The organism is Erwinia sp. SLM-02 (assembly GCF_037450285.1).
GTDB lineage: Bacteria > Pseudomonadota > Gammaproteobacteria > Enterobacterales > Enterobacteriaceae > Erwinia.
Map to the genome: position 1 here is coordinate 2,004,750 of NZ_JAQISN010000001.1, position 16,941 is coordinate 2,021,690.

Annotated in this window: 16 protein-coding genes; 7 read left to right on the forward strand and 9 right to left on the reverse strand. The window is 53.9% G+C overall.

Features of this window, described 5'->3' with window-relative positions:
* The first annotated feature begins 106 nt into the window (after window positions 1-106).
* From PGH32_RS09285 to PGH32_RS09310, 6 genes are all read left to right on the forward strand, one after another.
* The gene (locus PGH32_RS09285) at window positions 107-673 is read left to right on the forward strand and encodes a hydrolase (RefSeq protein ID WP_337893832.1); all 567 of its coding nucleotides are present in this window, start codon (window positions 107-109) and stop codon (window positions 671-673) included.
* A gap of 94 nt (window positions 674-767) precedes the next feature.
* Window positions 768-1,592 carry a DUF72 domain-containing protein gene (locus PGH32_RS09290; protein WP_337893833.1) on the forward strand — a complete coding sequence of 275 codons (825 nt, stop codon included), beginning with the start codon at window positions 768-770 and terminating at the stop codon, window positions 1,590-1,592.
* An 85-nt stretch (window positions 1,593-1,677) separates the two neighbouring features.
* Window positions 1,678-2,073: an MAPEG family protein gene (locus tag PGH32_RS09295; protein WP_314423269.1), complete on the forward strand. Its 396-nt coding sequence runs from the start codon at window positions 1,678-1,680 to the stop codon at window positions 2,071-2,073.
* A 92-nt stretch (window positions 2,074-2,165) separates the two neighbouring features.
* The gene (cmoA, locus tag PGH32_RS09300; protein WP_337893834.1) at window positions 2,166-2,906 is read left to right on the forward strand and encodes a carboxy-S-adenosyl-L-methionine synthase CmoA; all 741 of its coding nucleotides are present in this window, start codon (window positions 2,166-2,168) and stop codon (window positions 2,904-2,906) included.
* On the forward strand, window positions 2,906-3,871 hold the full coding sequence (gene cmoB, locus PGH32_RS09305) for a tRNA 5-methoxyuridine(34)/uridine 5-oxyacetic acid(34) synthase CmoB (protein WP_337893835.1): 966 nt from the start codon (window positions 2,906-2,908) through the stop codon (window positions 3,869-3,871). Before cmoA ends, cmoB begins: the two co-directional genes overlap by 1 nt.
* Window positions 3,872-4,075: 204 nt before the next feature.
* On the forward strand, window positions 4,076-5,173 hold the full coding sequence (locus tag PGH32_RS09310) for a glycerol dehydrogenase (protein WP_314423275.1): 1,098 nt from the start codon (window positions 4,076-4,078) through the stop codon (window positions 5,171-5,173).
* A gap of 18 nt (window positions 5,174-5,191) precedes the next feature.
* Here PGH32_RS09310 and PGH32_RS09315 read toward each other — a convergent pair whose 3' ends face one another.
* Together PGH32_RS09315 and cutC are read right to left on the reverse strand one after the other, a co-directional pair.
* Window positions 5,192-6,004, reverse strand: a complete 813-nt coding sequence (locus tag PGH32_RS09315; RefSeq protein WP_337893836.1) for a hypothetical protein — start codon at window positions 6,002-6,004, stop codon at window positions 5,192-5,194.
* Between the two features lie 230 nt (window positions 6,005-6,234).
* A complete protein-coding gene (gene cutC / locus PGH32_RS09320) occupies window positions 6,235-6,990 on the reverse strand; it encodes a copper homeostasis protein CutC (RefSeq protein WP_314423279.1) in 756 nt (251 codons plus the stop codon).
* A 794-nt stretch (window positions 6,991-7,784) separates the two neighbouring features.
* Here cutC and PGH32_RS09325 point away from each other — a divergent pair.
* Entirely contained in the window at window positions 7,785-7,883 is a 99-nt protein-coding gene (locus PGH32_RS09325) for a YoaK family small membrane protein (RefSeq protein WP_337893837.1), read from the forward strand.
* Between the two features lie 527 nt (window positions 7,884-8,410).
* Here PGH32_RS09325 and yjbE read toward each other — a convergent pair.
* From yjbE to PGH32_RS09360, 7 genes are all read right to left on the reverse strand, one after another.
* The gene (yjbE, locus tag PGH32_RS09330) at window positions 8,411-8,653 is read right to left on the reverse strand and encodes an exopolysaccharide production protein YjbE (protein ID WP_105594275.1); all 243 of its coding nucleotides are present in this window, start codon (window positions 8,651-8,653) and stop codon (window positions 8,411-8,413) included.
* 744 nt (window positions 8,654-9,397) lie between these two features.
* The gene (locus tag PGH32_RS09335) at window positions 9,398-10,111 is read right to left on the reverse strand and encodes a hypothetical protein (RefSeq protein WP_337893838.1); all 714 of its coding nucleotides are present in this window, start codon (window positions 10,109-10,111) and stop codon (window positions 9,398-9,400) included.
* A 15-nt stretch (window positions 10,112-10,126) separates the two neighbouring features.
* Complete coding sequence (locus PGH32_RS09340) at window positions 10,127-13,117, reverse strand: hypothetical protein (RefSeq protein WP_337893839.1); 2,991 nt, start codon at window positions 13,115-13,117, stop codon at window positions 10,127-10,129.
* Between the two features lie 57 nt (window positions 13,118-13,174).
* Window positions 13,175-15,634 (reverse strand): host specificity factor TipJ family phage tail protein, encoded by a 2,460-nt coding sequence (locus PGH32_RS09345; RefSeq protein WP_337893840.1) that lies wholly within the window; start codon window positions 15,632-15,634, stop codon window positions 13,175-13,177.
* A complete protein-coding gene (locus tag PGH32_RS09350; protein ID WP_337893841.1) occupies window positions 15,621-16,040 on the reverse strand; it encodes an NlpC/P60 family protein in 420 nt (139 codons plus the stop codon). Before PGH32_RS09350 ends, PGH32_RS09345 begins: the two co-directional genes overlap by 14 nt.
* Window positions 16,003-16,470 (reverse strand): hypothetical protein, encoded by a 468-nt coding sequence (locus tag PGH32_RS09355; RefSeq protein ID WP_337893842.1) that lies wholly within the window; start codon window positions 16,468-16,470, stop codon window positions 16,003-16,005. The genes PGH32_RS09350 and PGH32_RS09355 overlap by 38 nt, the downstream gene beginning before the upstream one ends.
* On the reverse strand, window positions 16,470-16,940 hold the full coding sequence (locus tag PGH32_RS09360; protein WP_337893843.1) for a hypothetical protein: 471 nt from the start codon (window positions 16,938-16,940) through the stop codon (window positions 16,470-16,472). The genes PGH32_RS09355 and PGH32_RS09360 overlap by 1 nt, the downstream gene beginning before the upstream one ends.
* Window position 16,941: the final 1 nt, after the last annotated feature.

Here is a 16,941-nt window from a genome sequence, read left to right on the forward strand (position 1 = left end):
ATACACGTTAACAAATTACCCGACGCTCCTTATACGGTTATCGTCGCCTTGCCGGGGCATTGCTCTGTATTCTCACTGGTTTCCCCTACTCTTTTGGAGAATCAGGATGTTTAAACTTAACCCACAATCTACCGCGCTGGTACTTATCGATCTTCAGGAGGGGATTCTGCCCTTCGCCGGCGGCCCGCACACCGCGACCGACGTGGTGGCCAGGGCCGCCGTGCTGGCGGATAAATTTCGCGCGATCGGCGCACCGGTGGTGCTGGTGCGCGTAGGCTGGTCGGCCGATTTTGCCGAAGCGCTAAAACAGCCGGTCGATGCGGCTCATCCGGGCGGCGCACTGCCGGATAACTGGTGGACCTTCCCACCGGCGCTGGGCGCACAGGACGGCGACATTCAGGTCACGAAGCGTCAGTGGGGTGCGTTTTACGGCACCGACCTGGAGCTGCAGCTGCGTCGCCGGGGGATAGACACTATCGTCCTTGGCGGCATCTCAACCAATATCGGCGTGGAATCCACCGCACGAAACGCCTGGGAGCTGGGATTCAACCTGGTGATCGCTGAGGATATCTGCAGCGCCGGCAGCAGCGAACAGCACCGCAGCAGCGTGGATTGGATCTTCCCGCGCATTGCCCGGGTTCGCCAGTCTGACGACGTTATCGCCGCGCTGTAAAAGGTTCATGACCGGAGGGAACCGGTCCTGACAGATTTGCACTCCTCCCGCCACGCCGCTACAGTCGCTTTATCAAAATGTAACAGGATTTATGATGACGCCGCTCTATTTAGGGCTGCCGCAGTGGCAGCATCCGCAGTGGAAAAAGCTGGGCATGAGCACGCTGGAAGACTACGCCCGCTATTTTAACTGCGTGGAGGGGAACACCACGCTGTATGCCCTGCCGCGCCCGGAGGTCGTTCAGCGCTGGCACGCGATGACCCATGATGACTTCCGCTTCTGCTTTAAGTTTCCGGCTACCATCAGCCATCAGGCGGCGCTGCGGCAGTGCGGCGACCTGACCGCGGAGTTCTTCGCGCTGATGGCGCCGCTGGCCGGTCGCCTGGGCCAGTACTGGCTCCAGCTCCCCGCCGCCTTTTCCCCTGCCGATTTACCCACGCTGTGGGCATTTCTGGACTCGCTGCCCAGCGAGTTTCGTTACGGGGTGGAGGTGCGACATGCGGAATTTTTTGCCAAAGGCGAGGCGGAACGCGCGCTGAACCGGGGACTGCACCAGCGCGGGGTCAACCGGGTGATCCTGGACACCCGCGCGGTGCATGCGACGAAACCCTCAACCCCGGCCATCGTTGACGCCCAGCGCAAAAAACCGAAGCTCCCGGTTCACGCGGTGATCACCGCCGACGAGCCGATGATCCGGTTTATCGGTGGCGACAATCCCGAGGCGAACCGGCACGACTTCCGCGCCTGGCTTTCCCGCCTGCCGGAATGGTGCCAGACCACCCGGCCGTGGCTGTTCATTCATACCCCGGATATTGCCTTTGCTCCGGAGCTGGTGCGCTATTTGTGGCCCGACCTGCAAAACGCGCTGCCGCAGCTGGGTGACGCTCCCGACTGGCCGCAGCAGGAAACGTTATTCTGAGCTATCGCGCTGCGACTGAGAAGACAGTCTTAACATTGCCCGCTATGATAGGCCGCAAGATTATTCTTACATCATGGAGTGAGTCATGGTCAGCGCTCTCTACGTCGTTTTTGGCGCATTGTTGATTATTAAATTTTCACTGGATGTGGTGCGGCTGCGTAGGCAGTACCGCATTTCGATTGGCGACGGCGGCGTGTCGGATTTACAGCTGGCCATCCGCATTCACGGCAACGCCGTGGAGTATATTCCGCTGGCGGTGCTGCTGCTGGTGGTGATGGAGATGAACGGAGCCGATATCTGGCTGGTGCATCTGCTGGGGCTGTTCTTCTTCTTCGGTCGCCTGCTTCACGCCTGGGGACTGCGCAGCCGCACGATGCTGTGGCGGCGCAACGGTATGATCCTGACCCTGTTAACCCTGCTGGGGATGATCGTCGTCAACCTGATTTTCCTGCCCTGGGATCTGGTACTGACCCTGCATTAACGATTTCCCTCCCGTCTGGCAGAAAAGATGCAGCCCGCCTCGCTTTCTGCCAGAATATGCGCTTTCCGTTAGCTTCCTCCGGACTTACCACTATGTCTAACCGCGATACGCTGTTCTCAGCGCCCGTTGCCAAACTCGGTGACTGGACCTTTGACGAACGCGTTGCTGAAGTCTTTCCCGACATGATTCAGCGCTCCGTACCCGGCTACTCCAACATTATTTCAATGATTGGCATGCTGGCCGAGCGCTTTGTCCAGCCGGACTCCCACATCTACGATCTGGGCTGTTCGCTGGGTGCCGCCACGCTGTCCGTACGGCGTAACATTCAGGTTCCCGGCTGCAAAATTATTGCCGTGGACAACTCCCCGGCGATGGTCGAGCGCTGCCGCCGCCATATCGATGCCTTCCGCGCCGACACGCCGGTTGAGGTGATTGAGGCCGATATCCGCCAGATCCCGCTGGAAAATGCGTCGCTGGTGGTGCTGAACTTCACGCTGCAGTTTCTGGCTCCGGAAGAGCGCCAGCAGCTGTTAAACACCATTTATCAGGGGCTGAAGCCCGGCGGCGCGCTGGTGCTGTCCGAGAAGTTCAGCTTCGAAGATGCCGACGTCGGCGAACTGCTGTTCAATATGCACCACGACTTCAAGCGCGCCAACGGCTACAGCGAACTGGAAATCAGCCAGAAGCGCAGCATGCTGGAAAACGTGATGCTGACCGACAGCGTGGAAACCCATAAGGCGCGCCTGCGCCAGGCCGGTTTCCAGCACGCTGAAGTCTGGTTCCAGTGCTTTAACTTCGGTTCTCTGGTGGCGTTAAAGGCGGGTGAGGCCTGATGGATTTCGGAAACTTTTACCAGCTGATCGCCAAAGGTCCGCTGGCCCCGTGGCTGGAAACGCTGCCCGCACAGATTGCCGCCTGGCAGCGGGAATCGCTGCACGGCCATTTTAAAAACTGGGATCGTTCGGTCGAGCATCTGCCCTCCCTGACGCCGGAAACACTGGATCTGCTGCACAGCGTCACCGCCGACAGCGGCCAGCTGTCAGAGCGTCAGCGCGGTGGGATTGAGAAGCTGCTGCGCAACCTGATGCCGTGGCGCAAAGGGCCGTACTCGCTGTACGGCGTGAATATCGATACCGAATGGCGCTCGGACTGGAAGTGGGAGCGCGTATTGCCGCACATCTCACCGCTGGCCGGCCGCACGGTGCTGGATGTCGGCTGCGGCAGCGGCTACCACATGTGGCGCATGATCGGCGCCGGAGCCAACCTGGTGGTAGGCATCGACCCGATGCAGCTGTTCCTCTGCCAGTTCGAGGCGGTGCGCAAGCTGCTGGGCGGCGACCAGCGCGCGCACCTGCTGCCGCTGGGTATTGAACAGCTCCCGGAACTGAAAGCGTTTGATACCGTGTTTTCGATGGGCGTGCTGTATCACCGTCGTTCCCCGCTCGACCATCTTTATCAGCTGAAAAACCAGCTGGTGAGCGGCGGCGAATTGGTGCTGGAAACGCTGGTGATTGAAGGCGACGACCAGCAGGTGCTGGTTCCGGGAGAACGCTACGCGCAGATGCGTAACGTCTATTTTATTCCGACCACCGGGGCGCTGAAAAACTGGCTGGAGAAGTGCGGTTTTGTTGACGTGCGGATTGCCGATTATTCGGTAACCAGCACCGACGAGCAGCGCCGCACCAGCTGGATGACCAGCGAATCGCTGGCCGAGTTTCTTGACCCCAGCGATCCGTCAAAAACCGTTGAAGGCTATCCGGCCCCGCTGCGGGCGGTACTGGTCGCCACCAAACCTTAATCCCCCTCGATTAAGCGACAGGCCCACCCGGGCCTGTCAATACCCGCGGCTGTTTCCAGCTGGCCCTTCCCGCCGATACGCTGATCTGGCTCAATACGAATCATAACTTTCCTGAAAAGCACGTTTTTCAATAACATTACGATTGCCAAAACGTTACGGTAGTAGACAGAAACAACTTTCATTCACCTGAACGGAGTATCCGGTATGAGTAGATTTGTTTTTTCTTCACCGCGTAAGTATATCCAGGGCGCAGGCATGATTACCCAACTGGGTGAAAACCTGGCCGACCTTGGCAGCAGCGCGTTTATCGTCGCCGATAAAATCGTCTGGGGGCTGATCGGTAAGCAGGTTCAGGCTTCCCTTTCCGCCAGCCGCGTGGAGTTCCACTACGAAGAGTTCAACGGCGAAGCCTCCAGCAACGAAATCACCCGCCTCGCCAAACTGGCAAAAAGCAGCGGCACCGCCGTGGTGGTTGGCCTCGGCGGTGGGAAAACCCTTGATACGGTGAAAGCCGTTGCCGATGAGCTTAAGCAGCCCGTCGCCATCGTCCCGACCGTTGCGTCGACCGATGCGCCGTGCAGCGCGCTGTCGGTGATCTACTCCGATACCGGCGTGTTTGAAAGCTACCGTTTCTACAGCAAGAACCCGGACCTGGTGCTGATTGATACCCAGGTCTGTGCGCGTGCGCCGGTGCGTCTGTTCGCTTCAGGCATCGCCGACGGGCTGGCAACCTGGGTGGAAGCGCAGGCGGTCAAACGCTCGCACAGCAAGTCGATGGTGAACGGCGATCCAACCATTGCCGGGCTGGCGATTGCGGAAGCCTGCGAGAAAACGCTGCTGACCTATGGCCTCAGCGCCTATGAAGCGGTGGCGAAGCAGCTGGTTACGCCGGCGGTGGAAGCGGTGGTTGAAGCCAATACCCTGCTGTCCGGGCTGGGCTTTGAAAACGCCGGTCTGGCGGGGGCTCACGCCATTCATAACGGCTTCACCGCCGTCGACGGCGACATCCACCATCTGACCCACGGTGAGAAAGTGGCCTACGGTACGCTGACTCAGATGGTGCTGGAACAGCGCCCGGATGAAGAGATTGCCCGCTACGTGCGCTTCTATCGCGCCATCAAGATGCCAACCACGCTGCAGGAGCTGCATCTGGAAAACGCCAGCTGGGAAAGCCTGCTAAAAATCGGCGAGCTGGCCAACAGCGACGGTGACACGCTGAAAAATCTTAACCCTAACCTGAGCGCCGAAGATATCGCCAACGCCATCCTGGCCGTGGATACCTTCAGCAAATCGGTTAAGTAAAACCGTGAGGGACCGGCCTCAGGGCTGGTCCCAGTATTCATAGCGGCTGGCAGCGGCGATATTGCGCCGGTACATGCCCAGCGCCGACACTTCCATCTCCCGTGAATAGCTCAGCGTACAGTTGCCGCGCTCGTCCCACAGCTGGCATACGTCCAGGGTCGTCGTGGCGCTGAGCGGATTGTATTCAGAGATGTCCACGCCCAGTTCGCGCCCCTGCTTATCGTAATTCCAGACCACCGTCGTGCGCGCCGACCCCGACTTCACCAGCTGATTTTTGTCGTTCCAGCGGTAAGAATACTCGCCGTTGCTGCTGCTGTCCGAGCCGCGGGCGACGCTGCGGATCAGCCGCTGCCGGCTGTCGTAATCGTTAACGGTTTCAGTAAAACCGGTTTCTCCCTGCATCACAAACTGCTCGGAAGCGCTGGTAATGCTGCCGTTGCGCCCGGCATAGTAGAGCGTGGTCCCCTGCTTGTGGTGCACCACCGCTTCGGCATTTTCACGCATCGCATAGATAGTCATTTCATAGCGCGCCTGCCAGCCAGCCCTGACCCGTTCAATTTTCATATCCAGCGACAGCCGGGTGTTAACATCCTGCTTGTCGTAGCTGATATCGGCCTGGGTCAGCACGCCGCAGCGGTCAAATTTCCCCAACATGCGCCTTTGCTGATCGACATCCTTACCAAACTCCCCGACGATAAACTGCTTCATCGGCCCTCTGGCGGTGCCCCCCAGCAGGAGCAGGTTATTGTTGTCATTAATCTGCTGCTGATTCACCCCACAGCGGGGAGACTGAACGTTAGCGCGGGGTGCCGCCACCGCGGTCGTTTGCATAAAAAGTACACCTGACATCAGGACCAGGACACAGCTCGCCTTCCTCGTGCTCATCGCGACTCTCGCAACAGTCTGAAAACCCATAGGGATAAGTGTATAAGCAACCGCCATTGGTCTGCATATCCTTAATGCTCAAAGGGCAAAAAAAACCCCAACAAATCATGCTGGGGTCTGGTACTTGCAAACATCACGTCAGGGTTCGGCGTGCTGCGCGGCAAAATCTTTGCTCATCAGGCTACCCGTATCGGTGCCCCCAGAGTTATCACGCTTTTCATGGCTTCCACAACGTCACCGTCAACCACGCTACGGCTGAATTCATCATTATCAGCCTCAGAACACATGGAGACACCGGCTTTACGGTAACGCATGGGTGAGGAAATTCGCTGGCTGGCGGAACTGTGCAGTTCGCTGATGCCCGCATCAATAAACTTTTGCAAATTACTCAGCCGCACTCCCGCGCCTGCCATTATCTTTGGACCACGTGTGATGCGGGTAAGTTCCCTTAATAACGGCAATCCGCTTTCGGCACTCTGCTGCTGGCCGGAGGTCAGGATCCTCGCCACCCCCAAATCCGTCAGCTGTTCCAGCGCCATCAGCGGGCTGTGGCAGAGATCGAAGGCGCGATGAAAGGTCACTTCCATTCCCGCGCACAAAGGCATTATTTGCAACATTCGCTGTAAATCGATATGTCCGTCGAGGTCTAACAGACCCACCACCACGCCGGGAAAGCCCTGCTCGCGAATGAAGGCAATGTCCGATTTGATCTGCTCAAATTCCGTGACACTGTAACAAAAATCCCCACTGCGCGGCCGTACAATAGGATGAACCGGAATAGACACGTGTTCTCTTGCGGCCATCAGAGTGCCCGCAGACGGGGTTAATCCTCCCTCAGTCGGGGAGGCACAGAGTTCAATTCGATCGGCACCGGCTTGCTCCGCCACCCGTGCGCAATCCACCCCATAGCAGCATACTTCCAGTTTTTGCATTCCGTTCTCCTGATAATTACTGCTGGCTGGTTGTTTATTCACATTCAGAGCTTTAGTCTGATTAATGATAAAAATGAGCACACTGTAACAACCCGTCAAACCGCTACAATAGCCAGCCCGCGAAATGTACGCGCAACTCCTTCAGCTAGTTTATGACGTTTTGTGTCAGCACTCTGGCACAAATTTGTCACACCTCGGCATAACTCACACTTCATGTTCGTTAATGCTTATGAAACTCGAAGGTAGTCACATCGCTGATCGAAAAAGCTCACAACATCTGAAATTTCTGCTGCCTGGTATGAGTGGTACTCACCGTTGAAAGTGTAGCCATTCATTGCTTTGAAGGTCTGTGCAGGTGTTGCGATAGTTACAGATCGTGCCTTCAAACTAATGCATCACATGCCCTTACGCGGTCACGTTGAGCGTGAGTGCATCTATGAACATAACGATAGGTGACTGAATCAGAAACGTTGCGTTTACAAGAGTTGACAGGAGGCTGCTGTAAATTGTAAAACATTAATACCAGTTATTTCTGGCACTTAACCACTCTTACAAATCAAATTTAAAATTCATATTTTACAGTCGGTTAAGTATAATTACATATCAGCATCAGGGCTGGTGAAAATGGAGCATTCACGACAGGGAGGTTCACTGTCTGAGCATGGTTGGTGAAAAATGGATCTTTATGACTGGCTGTACGCGATCGGAGTTACTTTGTTAAGTGTCTGTTGCATCGGGATTTATGCAAGATTTGATAGGGTTTTCTACAAAGGTAAATCTAAAAAGAGATAGCTATGAAGATTGGATACTTGTTTCCTGCTGCTTGTGGAATTGCCGGGGTATTACTTCTTATATGGTTCGTAGCAAGTGGAGCCTGGATGCCAGGTGCTTAGTACCATTAAGGTTAAAACTGGTAATGTTCAACGTTAAATATTTCTCATAATGCGCTGTGCCTCAAGGCTCCTGTAGATGTATGATGCCAACTCAGCTTTTAGCTGATATGGACCCCTGGTGTTTCTTGTACAAATTTACGCCCGAGTAACGCGGGCTTTTTTGCCAAACAATTGATTAAAATATTTGAGCATAACGATTGATAATTTTTAGGATAAATTGCCACTCAGATATTTTTTTGGACTATCATTGATCATGACGCCATAGCGTCACTCTCCTCCAATTCTTTGCTTACTATTTACAAATTGCCCGCTTCAATGCGGGCTTTTTTTATGTGCATTCTTTAAGTGGAGTTAAGTAAATCGAAAAACGCAGAGGGATTTAATTCAAAGGGGAAATGGATGTAATCCAGGAGTTTATCGAAAATAATATGCAAGAGCCTGGGTTCACGACAACTTATGCAAAAAAAACTTAAATTAAATCGCGACCTAGGAAAATGGCCTGTACAACACGTCTCAGGCCAAGAATATCAACGAGAAGTTGATGTGGTGGTAGTTGTGGAAGTACCGGTATTAGAACCATTACCACCGCTACCAGCAGCGCCAATAGCAATACCAGCCAGCGCAGCTACAGCACCAACACCGATCGCATCAGTAGCACCTTGTGAGAGTCCGAAAGCACCCTCACCAGCTGCCCCACCTTCTACCGGTGCAGCTTGCACACCAGCAGCAAGTGAAGACAGTACCAAAAATACTGCAATTTTTGCCTTCATGAATCTGCCTCTCAATTACTTAATACTTAAAAAACCAAACATTCCATCCAGGAAAGTGCAAAGATAATTTAGCATATGAATTTTATATTTCAATATCATTTAGCAGGGGGTTAAGAAAAATATTATCGCCGTGGGATTTCCAATTGAATGAATCGAAACGCGTTAGAAAACTGAACGTTCGCAAAGCTTATGATTTTATTAGCATTGTTTAAATTATGAATTTTTGGTTATCTAAACTTCGCCTACTTTCATTAGCGCTCTTTACAAAAAAAAGAATAAGAACTTCTGAGCTTATTAAGCTTAATAACTTCCAGTAAAATCCAATAAAGGATAAGCATTCTGTCTAACTATATGAATTATAATTAAATAATAGCAACACTAAGAATTCATAGTCAGTACTCTGCATGGTTACTTCATTCACAAATCTTGGCCAAACTTCCAAATCAAAAATGTCCGGTATAGATATCTTTTTAGTGGTTGTTAACCCTTTTAAGGGGAAGGATGCATTGATAACTTACTCAAAAATGGCACCTCTATTTTAGCGACCAGTGATACTCGAGTACTACCTGCTTTGATAATCAGAATAGTGCAAACTACGCGCCGGCCACCAGGCTCATGAACGATGCTGTTTCTGAATGCGATGGGGATTTCGTAGTAGCGCGGCATTATGCCCTCCCGTCAAAAAATACTGTATATAAGAACAGCATTATGATTTTTGGGGAGGGATCACGTGTTATTCATGACTTATGCACGACTGGCCATGATTTCCTTTCCCACAGCGATGGCTGACTTACGCTGGGCTGGTGTCATATATCCATCATAAACCGAGAAAAATCCGACAGAACCGTCGCACGTTCCGCCTGAACCCCCCTGCCCCAAAAGCATCGGGATAGCCCAACGTGTGATATTAATGGGGGAGGTGAACTCGTTCGGAACGACATCGCCGTGCTGATTCTCAATCCGTAATGATGCTGATGACAGAGTGATACACAGGATGTTCCATTCGTTTTCGACAAAAGTCGGCGATCGGTAACTTACTCCGGTCCCTGACGGATAGACAACCTGTACACGCACCGCTCTGTCATTCGGTGAAAAATCGATGCAGAAACCGCTTCCACTTCCCGCTGTCACGTTCCTGCAGTCAAGGAATGTCGAGAAAGCGTCGTATGTATTTGGCTTCACTGCGCACAGCACAGATATAGCATCTTTGCTTGCGATGAAATCCGTACTGCCCCCACCCCATGTGCGCGTAAAATCCAGCCCGTAATTCCTGATGACACCCCCTCCTTTTGTGGCCTTCCAGCCATGCCCGCTATTATCAAGCGGGTTTAATAAATCAAAGGCAGCCAGGCACGGCAGCGGGATATCATCCACCAGCCGTGAGTTTACAACGACGAAATCATGATCCCATGATGTAAGCGGGATGAATTTATTACTGACAAGGCGAAGGCCAGACATTTATATACCTCAGGATCAGAAAAATACAGAAGAGGGGATATTCGGTGCTTTAAACGTGTCGCCACGATTTTCATTAGATGCACCACGTAGCGAACCACTGTATGTTGCACCACCAGCCGGATTAAGCCAGGTGCAGCCAACGGCAACAGCGTGCGCGCTGTCAAAATAAAGATTGCCGGCCAGATTCGGCATCAACTGAATATCTGAACCGTTAATGCGCATTCGACTTTCTGCATTACCGTTCAGGTAACGGGCAAGCGAACCACCTGTAACGTGAACGGTACTGATTGCACCGCGTGTATCAACAACCGCATTAGGGCAGTTATCCAGCGTAATTTTGGGTATCCATGAATACGGGGATGTTTTATATTCATCCGTCCAGTTTGCTGAAGTACCAGGCAACCACACCGTGTTGTTGGTATCTAACTCTACGGTGGGATTATTAATTACACTGACAATATCGCGGCCAATAACCTCTGCGTTAGTTCCGTTCGGGCGTTTTTTACGGCGGGAACCGAACGTATTTTTATACAAATCATCAGCAAAACGGATCAGGTTCATATGAACATTGTATTCTTTCGGCACGTTGATTGCTGTCATGCCGTCAACACTGATCATCTCCGGCAGGTACGTTTTGTACCCGGTAGTTGCAGTATCGATACGCTCACTGCGAATAAAGCGAACGGCCGTGAAACTGAAGTTCCCCGGCGTCGCAGCAAAGTTAAGAGCGTTCTGGCAGTCAACCACGACATTCTTAATCGAGATCCGGTTAAAGCATTTGGTATCATGGCGGTCATTCGTCGTTTGCGTACCTACCGGGCGAACAATGTCATAACCAATGGTGGAGGCAGTAAACGGAATATCCGTTGTGTCGAACTTAATAAGCAGCCCGTCAATTTCTAATACGCCGTCACAGTCGCAGGCATAATCTTCCCGAGCCTGCACCAGATAGTTTTGTTTTGCTTCGCCGCGGGTATTCTGACTGTTAACCGGAATAATGTGCGTGAGATCTTTAAACTTCCAGACCCCTCCACCGTGCGCATTAATACCACTGCCTTTCAGCGTGACATTGTATCCGCGAACGTTATACCCGAAAGTATGCCAGTCGATACGGTTCATCATGCAGTCACGGAACGTGATTTCCTTGGTGCCGTGATGGCCGTTAACGCCCCAGCCATACATGCCCGTGAACCGTTTGACCTCCATGTCGATGCAGTCGCGGAACGACAGCACGTAAGCCCCCGCGTACTGAAATGACCCGTCGCATTGACCCCCTTTGTATTCCACGTCAAAAACCTCATGCGCGGAAATCTTCACCCAGGCAGGTGCAGAGCCGTAGGCATCTGTGCGCAACGACATTTTCCCGATAATGGTCATCGGACGATAAATTTCGATGTTATAAAACCGGCGACTGTTGCCGGACTCATGGAAGTGCGGCGGCTCGAAAGTAAGATAGTTGTCTTCTTTCGGAACGATAAACGCCTCTGCCACCGACCCGTCAGGGATGTTCTCCACCATCATATCCGTCAGCGCGCCGTTCTTGCCGATACGGGCGAAATCACGGTACAGCACCTGCTGGCGCGGCACATCGACAAGCCCGTTACGGGAGTACTTGACCGCACTGGAGCGCACGAACAGCAACCCGCCGCGATACGGATACAGGTCCGGCAGAGGGAGCTGCCCGCTGCCCGCTTTCAGGTACTTTGCATAGGTGGTGTTCAGCGCAGCAATCTGCGCAGATGTCAGCGGAATACGCGCTTTCCGGCTGCGGATGATGAACATTCGCACCGGCTCCGGCGCATCATCATCCAGCCCGGGTATTGGCCCCCAGCGGTCCTCTGCAACCCCGGAAATATCCGTGGTGACAATGGACGAACCGTTCAGATTGGTGTTGGTATAGACATTCCACTCGGTGTTTTTCCACAAAAACACGCCGTCATTCTGCCTGACCGGAATATTCATCTTTTTGGCAAAATCAAAACAGGCGGCAATCCGATCATCCGCAGGCGTCTGGCCAGCCATGAGCGCGGCAGCACCAGCGCGGTCGCCGGTAGCGGCTTTAACGGCGAATGCCAGATAAGTGACACCGGGCACACGTGGCGCACCGAACATGTCCCACGACACAGAATCAGTCTGCCTGACCCATCGCCGCCCCAGCACATCAACCAGACAGCCGCCGCCATCATCAGGCGAACTCGTGTCGCTGGCATCCACAACGAAACGACCGGCAATACGGTTTCCCACAACATCTTTTACTGTCGCAGGACCGCTGTACTGACGAATCGCGTTATAAGTCGAAGCGGTATCACCGGGAATGATTTCCCCCGACTGCCCGCCACTGTTTCCCCCGCCGCCGAAACCAACTACGGTGCCATCATTTTTAACACCCGCAATGACTAGGCCATTTGTGGAATGAATTACGAATGCCCAGCCCGGAGGAGCATTATTATCAATTGCATTACCTGAGAAAGTTAACCCACTGTCGCCAGTCTGGAGGGAAACAACTTCTGTCAGCTCGGTTTTAAGATCTTCCCGAATGCGAAAAACCCGGAGCCCGTTTTTCGTTGCAATATCAAAAACAGAATCTTCTGACTCACCCAACGACATTGTTTTCTGAATTAACCCGGACACATCAGCAGAAATCGCTTCAACTTTATCGGAGCTTACAACTGATGTGATTTCGACACCAACGCCATCAATGTTTCGATAATAAACAAAAGCGATATCATCGCCTGAACCATTTATTTTTCTGAAGTATTGCCCATTAGTCGTCGCTGCCAGACCGGATGCAATATCAGGGACGGTGATCACCCCTGCACTGTCAAGAGATGAAATGATTTCATCAAATCCACTCTCAATTGCAGCCCATGTCTTCCGGGATGTCCCTTTGCGATCGGTATAATTTTTTTCCTGAGAGCTGACTATCAGATCCATTTTTTCCGCATTGAACTTTAAGTCCTGCGGGGCGGTGCTTGGAACCGGGTTATTAGTCGGGATGGTCGCCATAATTATTCCAATAAAAAACCCGGCGCGGTGGCCGGGTTGTTGGTAGATGAAAAACTGTCAGGGATAAATCAGGTCGCTGTACTCGGACAGTGTGAACGCTGTCGTTCCGTCGCTGTTTGGCTTCTTCTCATCGACACGCCAGAGAGTGGCGTCCATTTCCTCCTGTGTGGCGATGACATAGCGCGACGGCGACTGAACCTCGTAGCCGTCCCAGATATTCAGTGCGATGGACGGCAGAGCAGCGGTGAAGCCGAAACGCGTATCCGCCCGAGACGTTGCCGGGTAGCGCGCTGAAGTCCTTCCCAGGCTGTCAGTTACCGTGACAAACATCGCGCCGGCGAAGGCGACCGCCTCGCTGGTGTCGAAGTTATTGCCGGTGCGCTTCACGATGTATCCGGACTGCTGATTGACGTCGTAGGTGTCCGGCACCTGCACAACATCACCGACAGAAACATACTGCCCGTCAGCCAGCGTGGTGCAGGTCATTTTCCCGCGGGAGTAAACGAGCCTGTTTACCTCCAGCAGCGCCCGATCGCGCGCCTGATACTCGTTGCGGCAGCCGAGCAGCTTAATCTTCAGCGGCGACTCAGCGGCCTGTTCAGTGATGCCGGTTGCGGTGATCCGGTAGCGGATATACGTCTTCTTGTTCGTTACCGGGCTGACATACTCAATTTCCACGCCGTCATAGCCGCCGGGCATGGTCATTTCGTACGTGATTTTGTACTCGTCTGAGGTCATGTTCGATCGGTTGAATGTCGTGGCCGGATAAAGCACGCGCTCATCGCGCACGAACGACAACACGCCATCTTCCCAGAACGCGATGACTCTGGCCGCATCGCAGATGCTCTGCGCCCTGCTGCCCAGAGATATATCCTCGTCATCAAATGTGTAATCAAAGTAACCCAGCCGCGCATCCGGCAAGCTGGCAGCTATCTCATACAGCCCGTACAGATCGATGGTGCCGGGTGCCTCTTTGCCGATCACCAACCATTCATGCGCCAGCGCGTCGGCGAATGAGCGGGACGGCCTAAGCGTGTAATCAACCTGCCGCGTGGCCATGTTGTAGCTGATGGTATACCGGGTGATTAGCGCGTTGTATTTGCGCTCACGAACGCCGGTGGCCTGCTCTGTCGCGCGTATGGTGACGCGCACCAGCGTATCGTCCGGATGTACTTCATTCGTGCGGATGCGGACGGAGTGGATCTCCGACAGCTGCAGCACGCTGGTATCGTTGCTGTTGTTCGTGCGGACAATCTGCACCGCATAACGGCCATAGCCTGCCGCCGGCGTTATTTTGTCTGTCCGGTACAACGTGTCGCTGCCGCCGCTGCTGTTCGACAGGCCGCCGCTGAAGGTCTGAACGGTGCCGGGGATCTGGTTATTGTCATCGTCAATTTTCCAGATTGTGCCGGTGTAGTTCGCCCAGTTGTCATTCGCCAACTGGGCCTGAAAATGCACCCACAGCTGGTCGCCCTCGAGCGGCGCGAAGAATGGCCCGATCACCAGTGGCTGGTTGTCGTTTAGAACAAATTTCGTGGTGTTGATCGTCGCATCAGCCGGGATATCCTGCGCATCTCCACCGCTAAGCGCATTGAAATAGAAGGTGTAATAGCGCTCCGGATCCACAAGCTCGCCGTCATCAGTCAGCGTTGCGTTAAACAGGTTGGCATTCAGCGTCACATCCCGCGTCACGCTGCCGCTGGCCGTGTTGTAAGTCACGTTGATGATGAACGTCACGGCGTGCGGGAATGCCAGGCTGTAGAAGTAATCGAACTCGTCCTGCTTGAGGATCTTCATCGCTATCTCACCACCTGCCAGCTCACCGGAGATGACGGTTGTAGCGGTGGCTGTGTAAGCCGGAAAATCCTCGCTCTCATTCGGGCCAGGCAGCTCCTGACCGTCAACGTCATCGAACTCGAACCCCTCGTAAATCACCGGTATCACCTGCCCCGGCTGAAACACCTGGTAGCTGGCGCCGGCCAGCGAACCGAGGTTCGACTCGGAGTAGCGCACGCTGTCCACGGTGTAGTTTCCGATCCCAAAATTCATCCACTCAGTGACGTATTTCACGTTGTCGATAAACTCGAACATAGACTCTTGAATCAGGTCCGGGTATGAACGCACCTGGCCGTACACATCGGGTCGGGCCTGGTAAGTGCGCGCCACGTTCGTCTGTCCGGTCAGCTTATTGTTCGGGCTTTCCTTCGCGATATTGTCTGCGACCGAAAACGACGACTTTGGCGCGAGGAAGGAGAAGATTTTTGAGATGACTTTGAACACTGGACTAAGCACTTTCCCGATCACGCCCTTTGGCTGATCGAAAACCTGCACCCGATCGCCATCCACCAGCGCAACTCCTACCTCGTCATCCAGCCCCAGCTCGCGGCCATTCACCACGACCACTACATCCGCGTGAATGTCGGCGTTCAGCAGCCAGTCGGCCAGCACGGTACCGGCAGGAACGTCGATCCGCTCCTTCGGTGTGCCGGGTAAGCGCTGCAGTTCAATTACCGGCATAAATCATGTACTCCAGTTTCGTGAAAACCTTCTCGACCGCTGAGAGGCGATCGCTTCGCACCGCACCATTTTCGCCGCGGCTGTGCAGCGCCCTGCCATCGATGATTAAGCCTACGTGCGCCTGCTGGTTGCCGTCGTAGCCGATGAATATGCCGCCCTCCTGCGGCACCGGTACCGGTTGCCAGAACACCACTTCATCTGCGAAACAGGTCTGGAAGTCGCTGTCCGCTTCGTAGCCCGGTGAGTGGTGGATCTCTACGCCGACCACGTGGCGGTAATACATCACCACCAGCCCCCAGCAGTCACAGGCCTGCATCGAGCACGCCCGGTTCGCCCAAGGCACGCCGATCATCGCCCGGGCGAAGTCACTACCCGTTAACGAGACCAGGCCATTCAGCTGGGTCATAGAGAAGCCCTACGTTTTTATTGAGAGGGTTGGTCATCGACAGAGACACATTCACATCAGACTCATCAAGATTGCAGTCACTCACGTACAGCACCCATGATTTCAGCAGCGTCACCTGGTCCGCATCGTAAAGCGCGAACGTAGCGGTTATCGGCGTAATGCGGGAATAGCCGCGCCACGCTTTAAGCTTCTGCTTAAAGTCGCTGGCCAGCCGGCTGAATTTCAGGGTGCTGTCGATCACGGGGGTATTACTCTGCTGGCTTTCCGTCAGCTCAAACCGGCAAGGCTCGAAAGTGGTTCCAGCCAGCTGCTTTGCGAAAATCTGGTTATTCACCAGGCGCACATACCCGAACGTTGAGTGATGAAAGGTGATGGTTTCGTACTGAATGCGATTGGGTCTCTGCGCTCTGATTTCGCGCAGTGTTGGCATTATGCCTCCGGGATTATCTCGGTAATGACTTTGTCCAGAATGCTGCCCCACGGTGGCGGCAGCTCGATCATCAGGTCACCGTAGTCGTCGTCGGCGTTCGGCAGCTGCCGACAGGTAACGTCACCGGACCATGTGTACACCGATCCGCTCTGGCTCCAAGCCGGATAAGCGGTGAAATGCAGCTCCAGCACCTCAATCCCGGCGTCGCCCGTTCCGGTACCGACACGCATCGTGAACCACTGGTTTCCGTTGTCGAGATAGTCCGGGCGGCGCAGCCACTGCATAAACACCCGGTGCTGGTACTCGGTGAAAATCCACGTCAGGGAGAACGAGGTTTTCAGATCGTCGGTCAGCTTCTGAAAGATTGGCGCGCCTACCTGTGGCTGATCGGTGCGAAATCCGGTGTCCGTCTTCGGGTTTTTGTTGGACTTCTGCGCCAGCGGCAGCCAGTCGGGGTATGGGATAGCCATA

Bases quoted from the DNA above. Each gene is read 5' to 3' on its own strand.
- PGH32_RS09285 (WP_337893832.1), top strand. From the start codon at position 107: ATGTTTAAACTTAACCCACAATCTACCGCGCTGGTACTTATCGATCTT.
- PGH32_RS09290 (WP_337893833.1), top strand. From the start codon at position 768: ATGACGCCGCTCTATTTAGGGCTGCCGCAGTGGCAGCATCCGCAGTGG.
- PGH32_RS09295 (WP_314423269.1), top strand. From the start codon at position 1,678: ATGGTCAGCGCTCTCTACGTCGTTTTTGGCGCATTGTTGATTATTAAA.
- cmoA (WP_337893834.1), top strand. From the start codon at position 2,166: ATGTCTAACCGCGATACGCTGTTCTCAGCGCCCGTTGCCAAACTCGGT.
- cmoB (WP_337893835.1), top strand. From the start codon at position 2,906: ATGGATTTCGGAAACTTTTACCAGCTGATCGCCAAAGGTCCGCTGGCC.
- PGH32_RS09310 (WP_314423275.1), top strand. From the start codon at position 4,076: ATGAGTAGATTTGTTTTTTCTTCACCGCGTAAGTATATCCAGGGCGCA.
- PGH32_RS09315 (WP_337893836.1), bottom strand. From the start codon at position 6,004: ATGCAAACGACCGCGGTGGCGGCACCCCGCGCTAACGTTCAGTCTCCC.
- cutC (WP_314423279.1), bottom strand. From the start codon at position 6,990: ATGCAAAAACTGGAAGTATGCTGCTATGGGGTGGATTGCGCACGGGTG.
- PGH32_RS09325 (WP_337893837.1), top strand. From the start codon at position 7,785: ATGAAGATTGGATACTTGTTTCCTGCTGCTTGTGGAATTGCCGGGGTA.
- yjbE (WP_105594275.1), bottom strand. From the start codon at position 8,653: ATGAAGGCAAAAATTGCAGTATTTTTGGTACTGTCTTCACTTGCTGCT.
- PGH32_RS09335 (WP_337893838.1), bottom strand. From the start codon at position 10,111: ATGTCTGGCCTTCGCCTTGTCAGTAATAAATTCATCCCGCTTACATCA.
- PGH32_RS09340 (WP_337893839.1), bottom strand. From the start codon at position 13,117: ATGGCGACCATCCCGACTAATAACCCGGTTCCAAGCACCGCCCCGCAG.
- PGH32_RS09345 (WP_337893840.1), bottom strand. From the start codon at position 15,634: ATGCCGGTAATTGAACTGCAGCGCTTACCCGGCACACCGAAGGAGCGG.
- PGH32_RS09350 (WP_337893841.1), bottom strand. From the start codon at position 16,040: ATGACCCAGCTGAATGGCCTGGTCTCGTTAACGGGTAGTGACTTCGCC.
- PGH32_RS09355 (WP_337893842.1), bottom strand. From the start codon at position 16,470: ATGCCAACACTGCGCGAAATCAGAGCGCAGAGACCCAATCGCATTCAG.
- PGH32_RS09360 (WP_337893843.1), bottom strand. From the start codon at position 16,940: ATGGCTATCCCATACCCCGACTGGCTGCCGCTGGCGCAGAAGTCCAAC.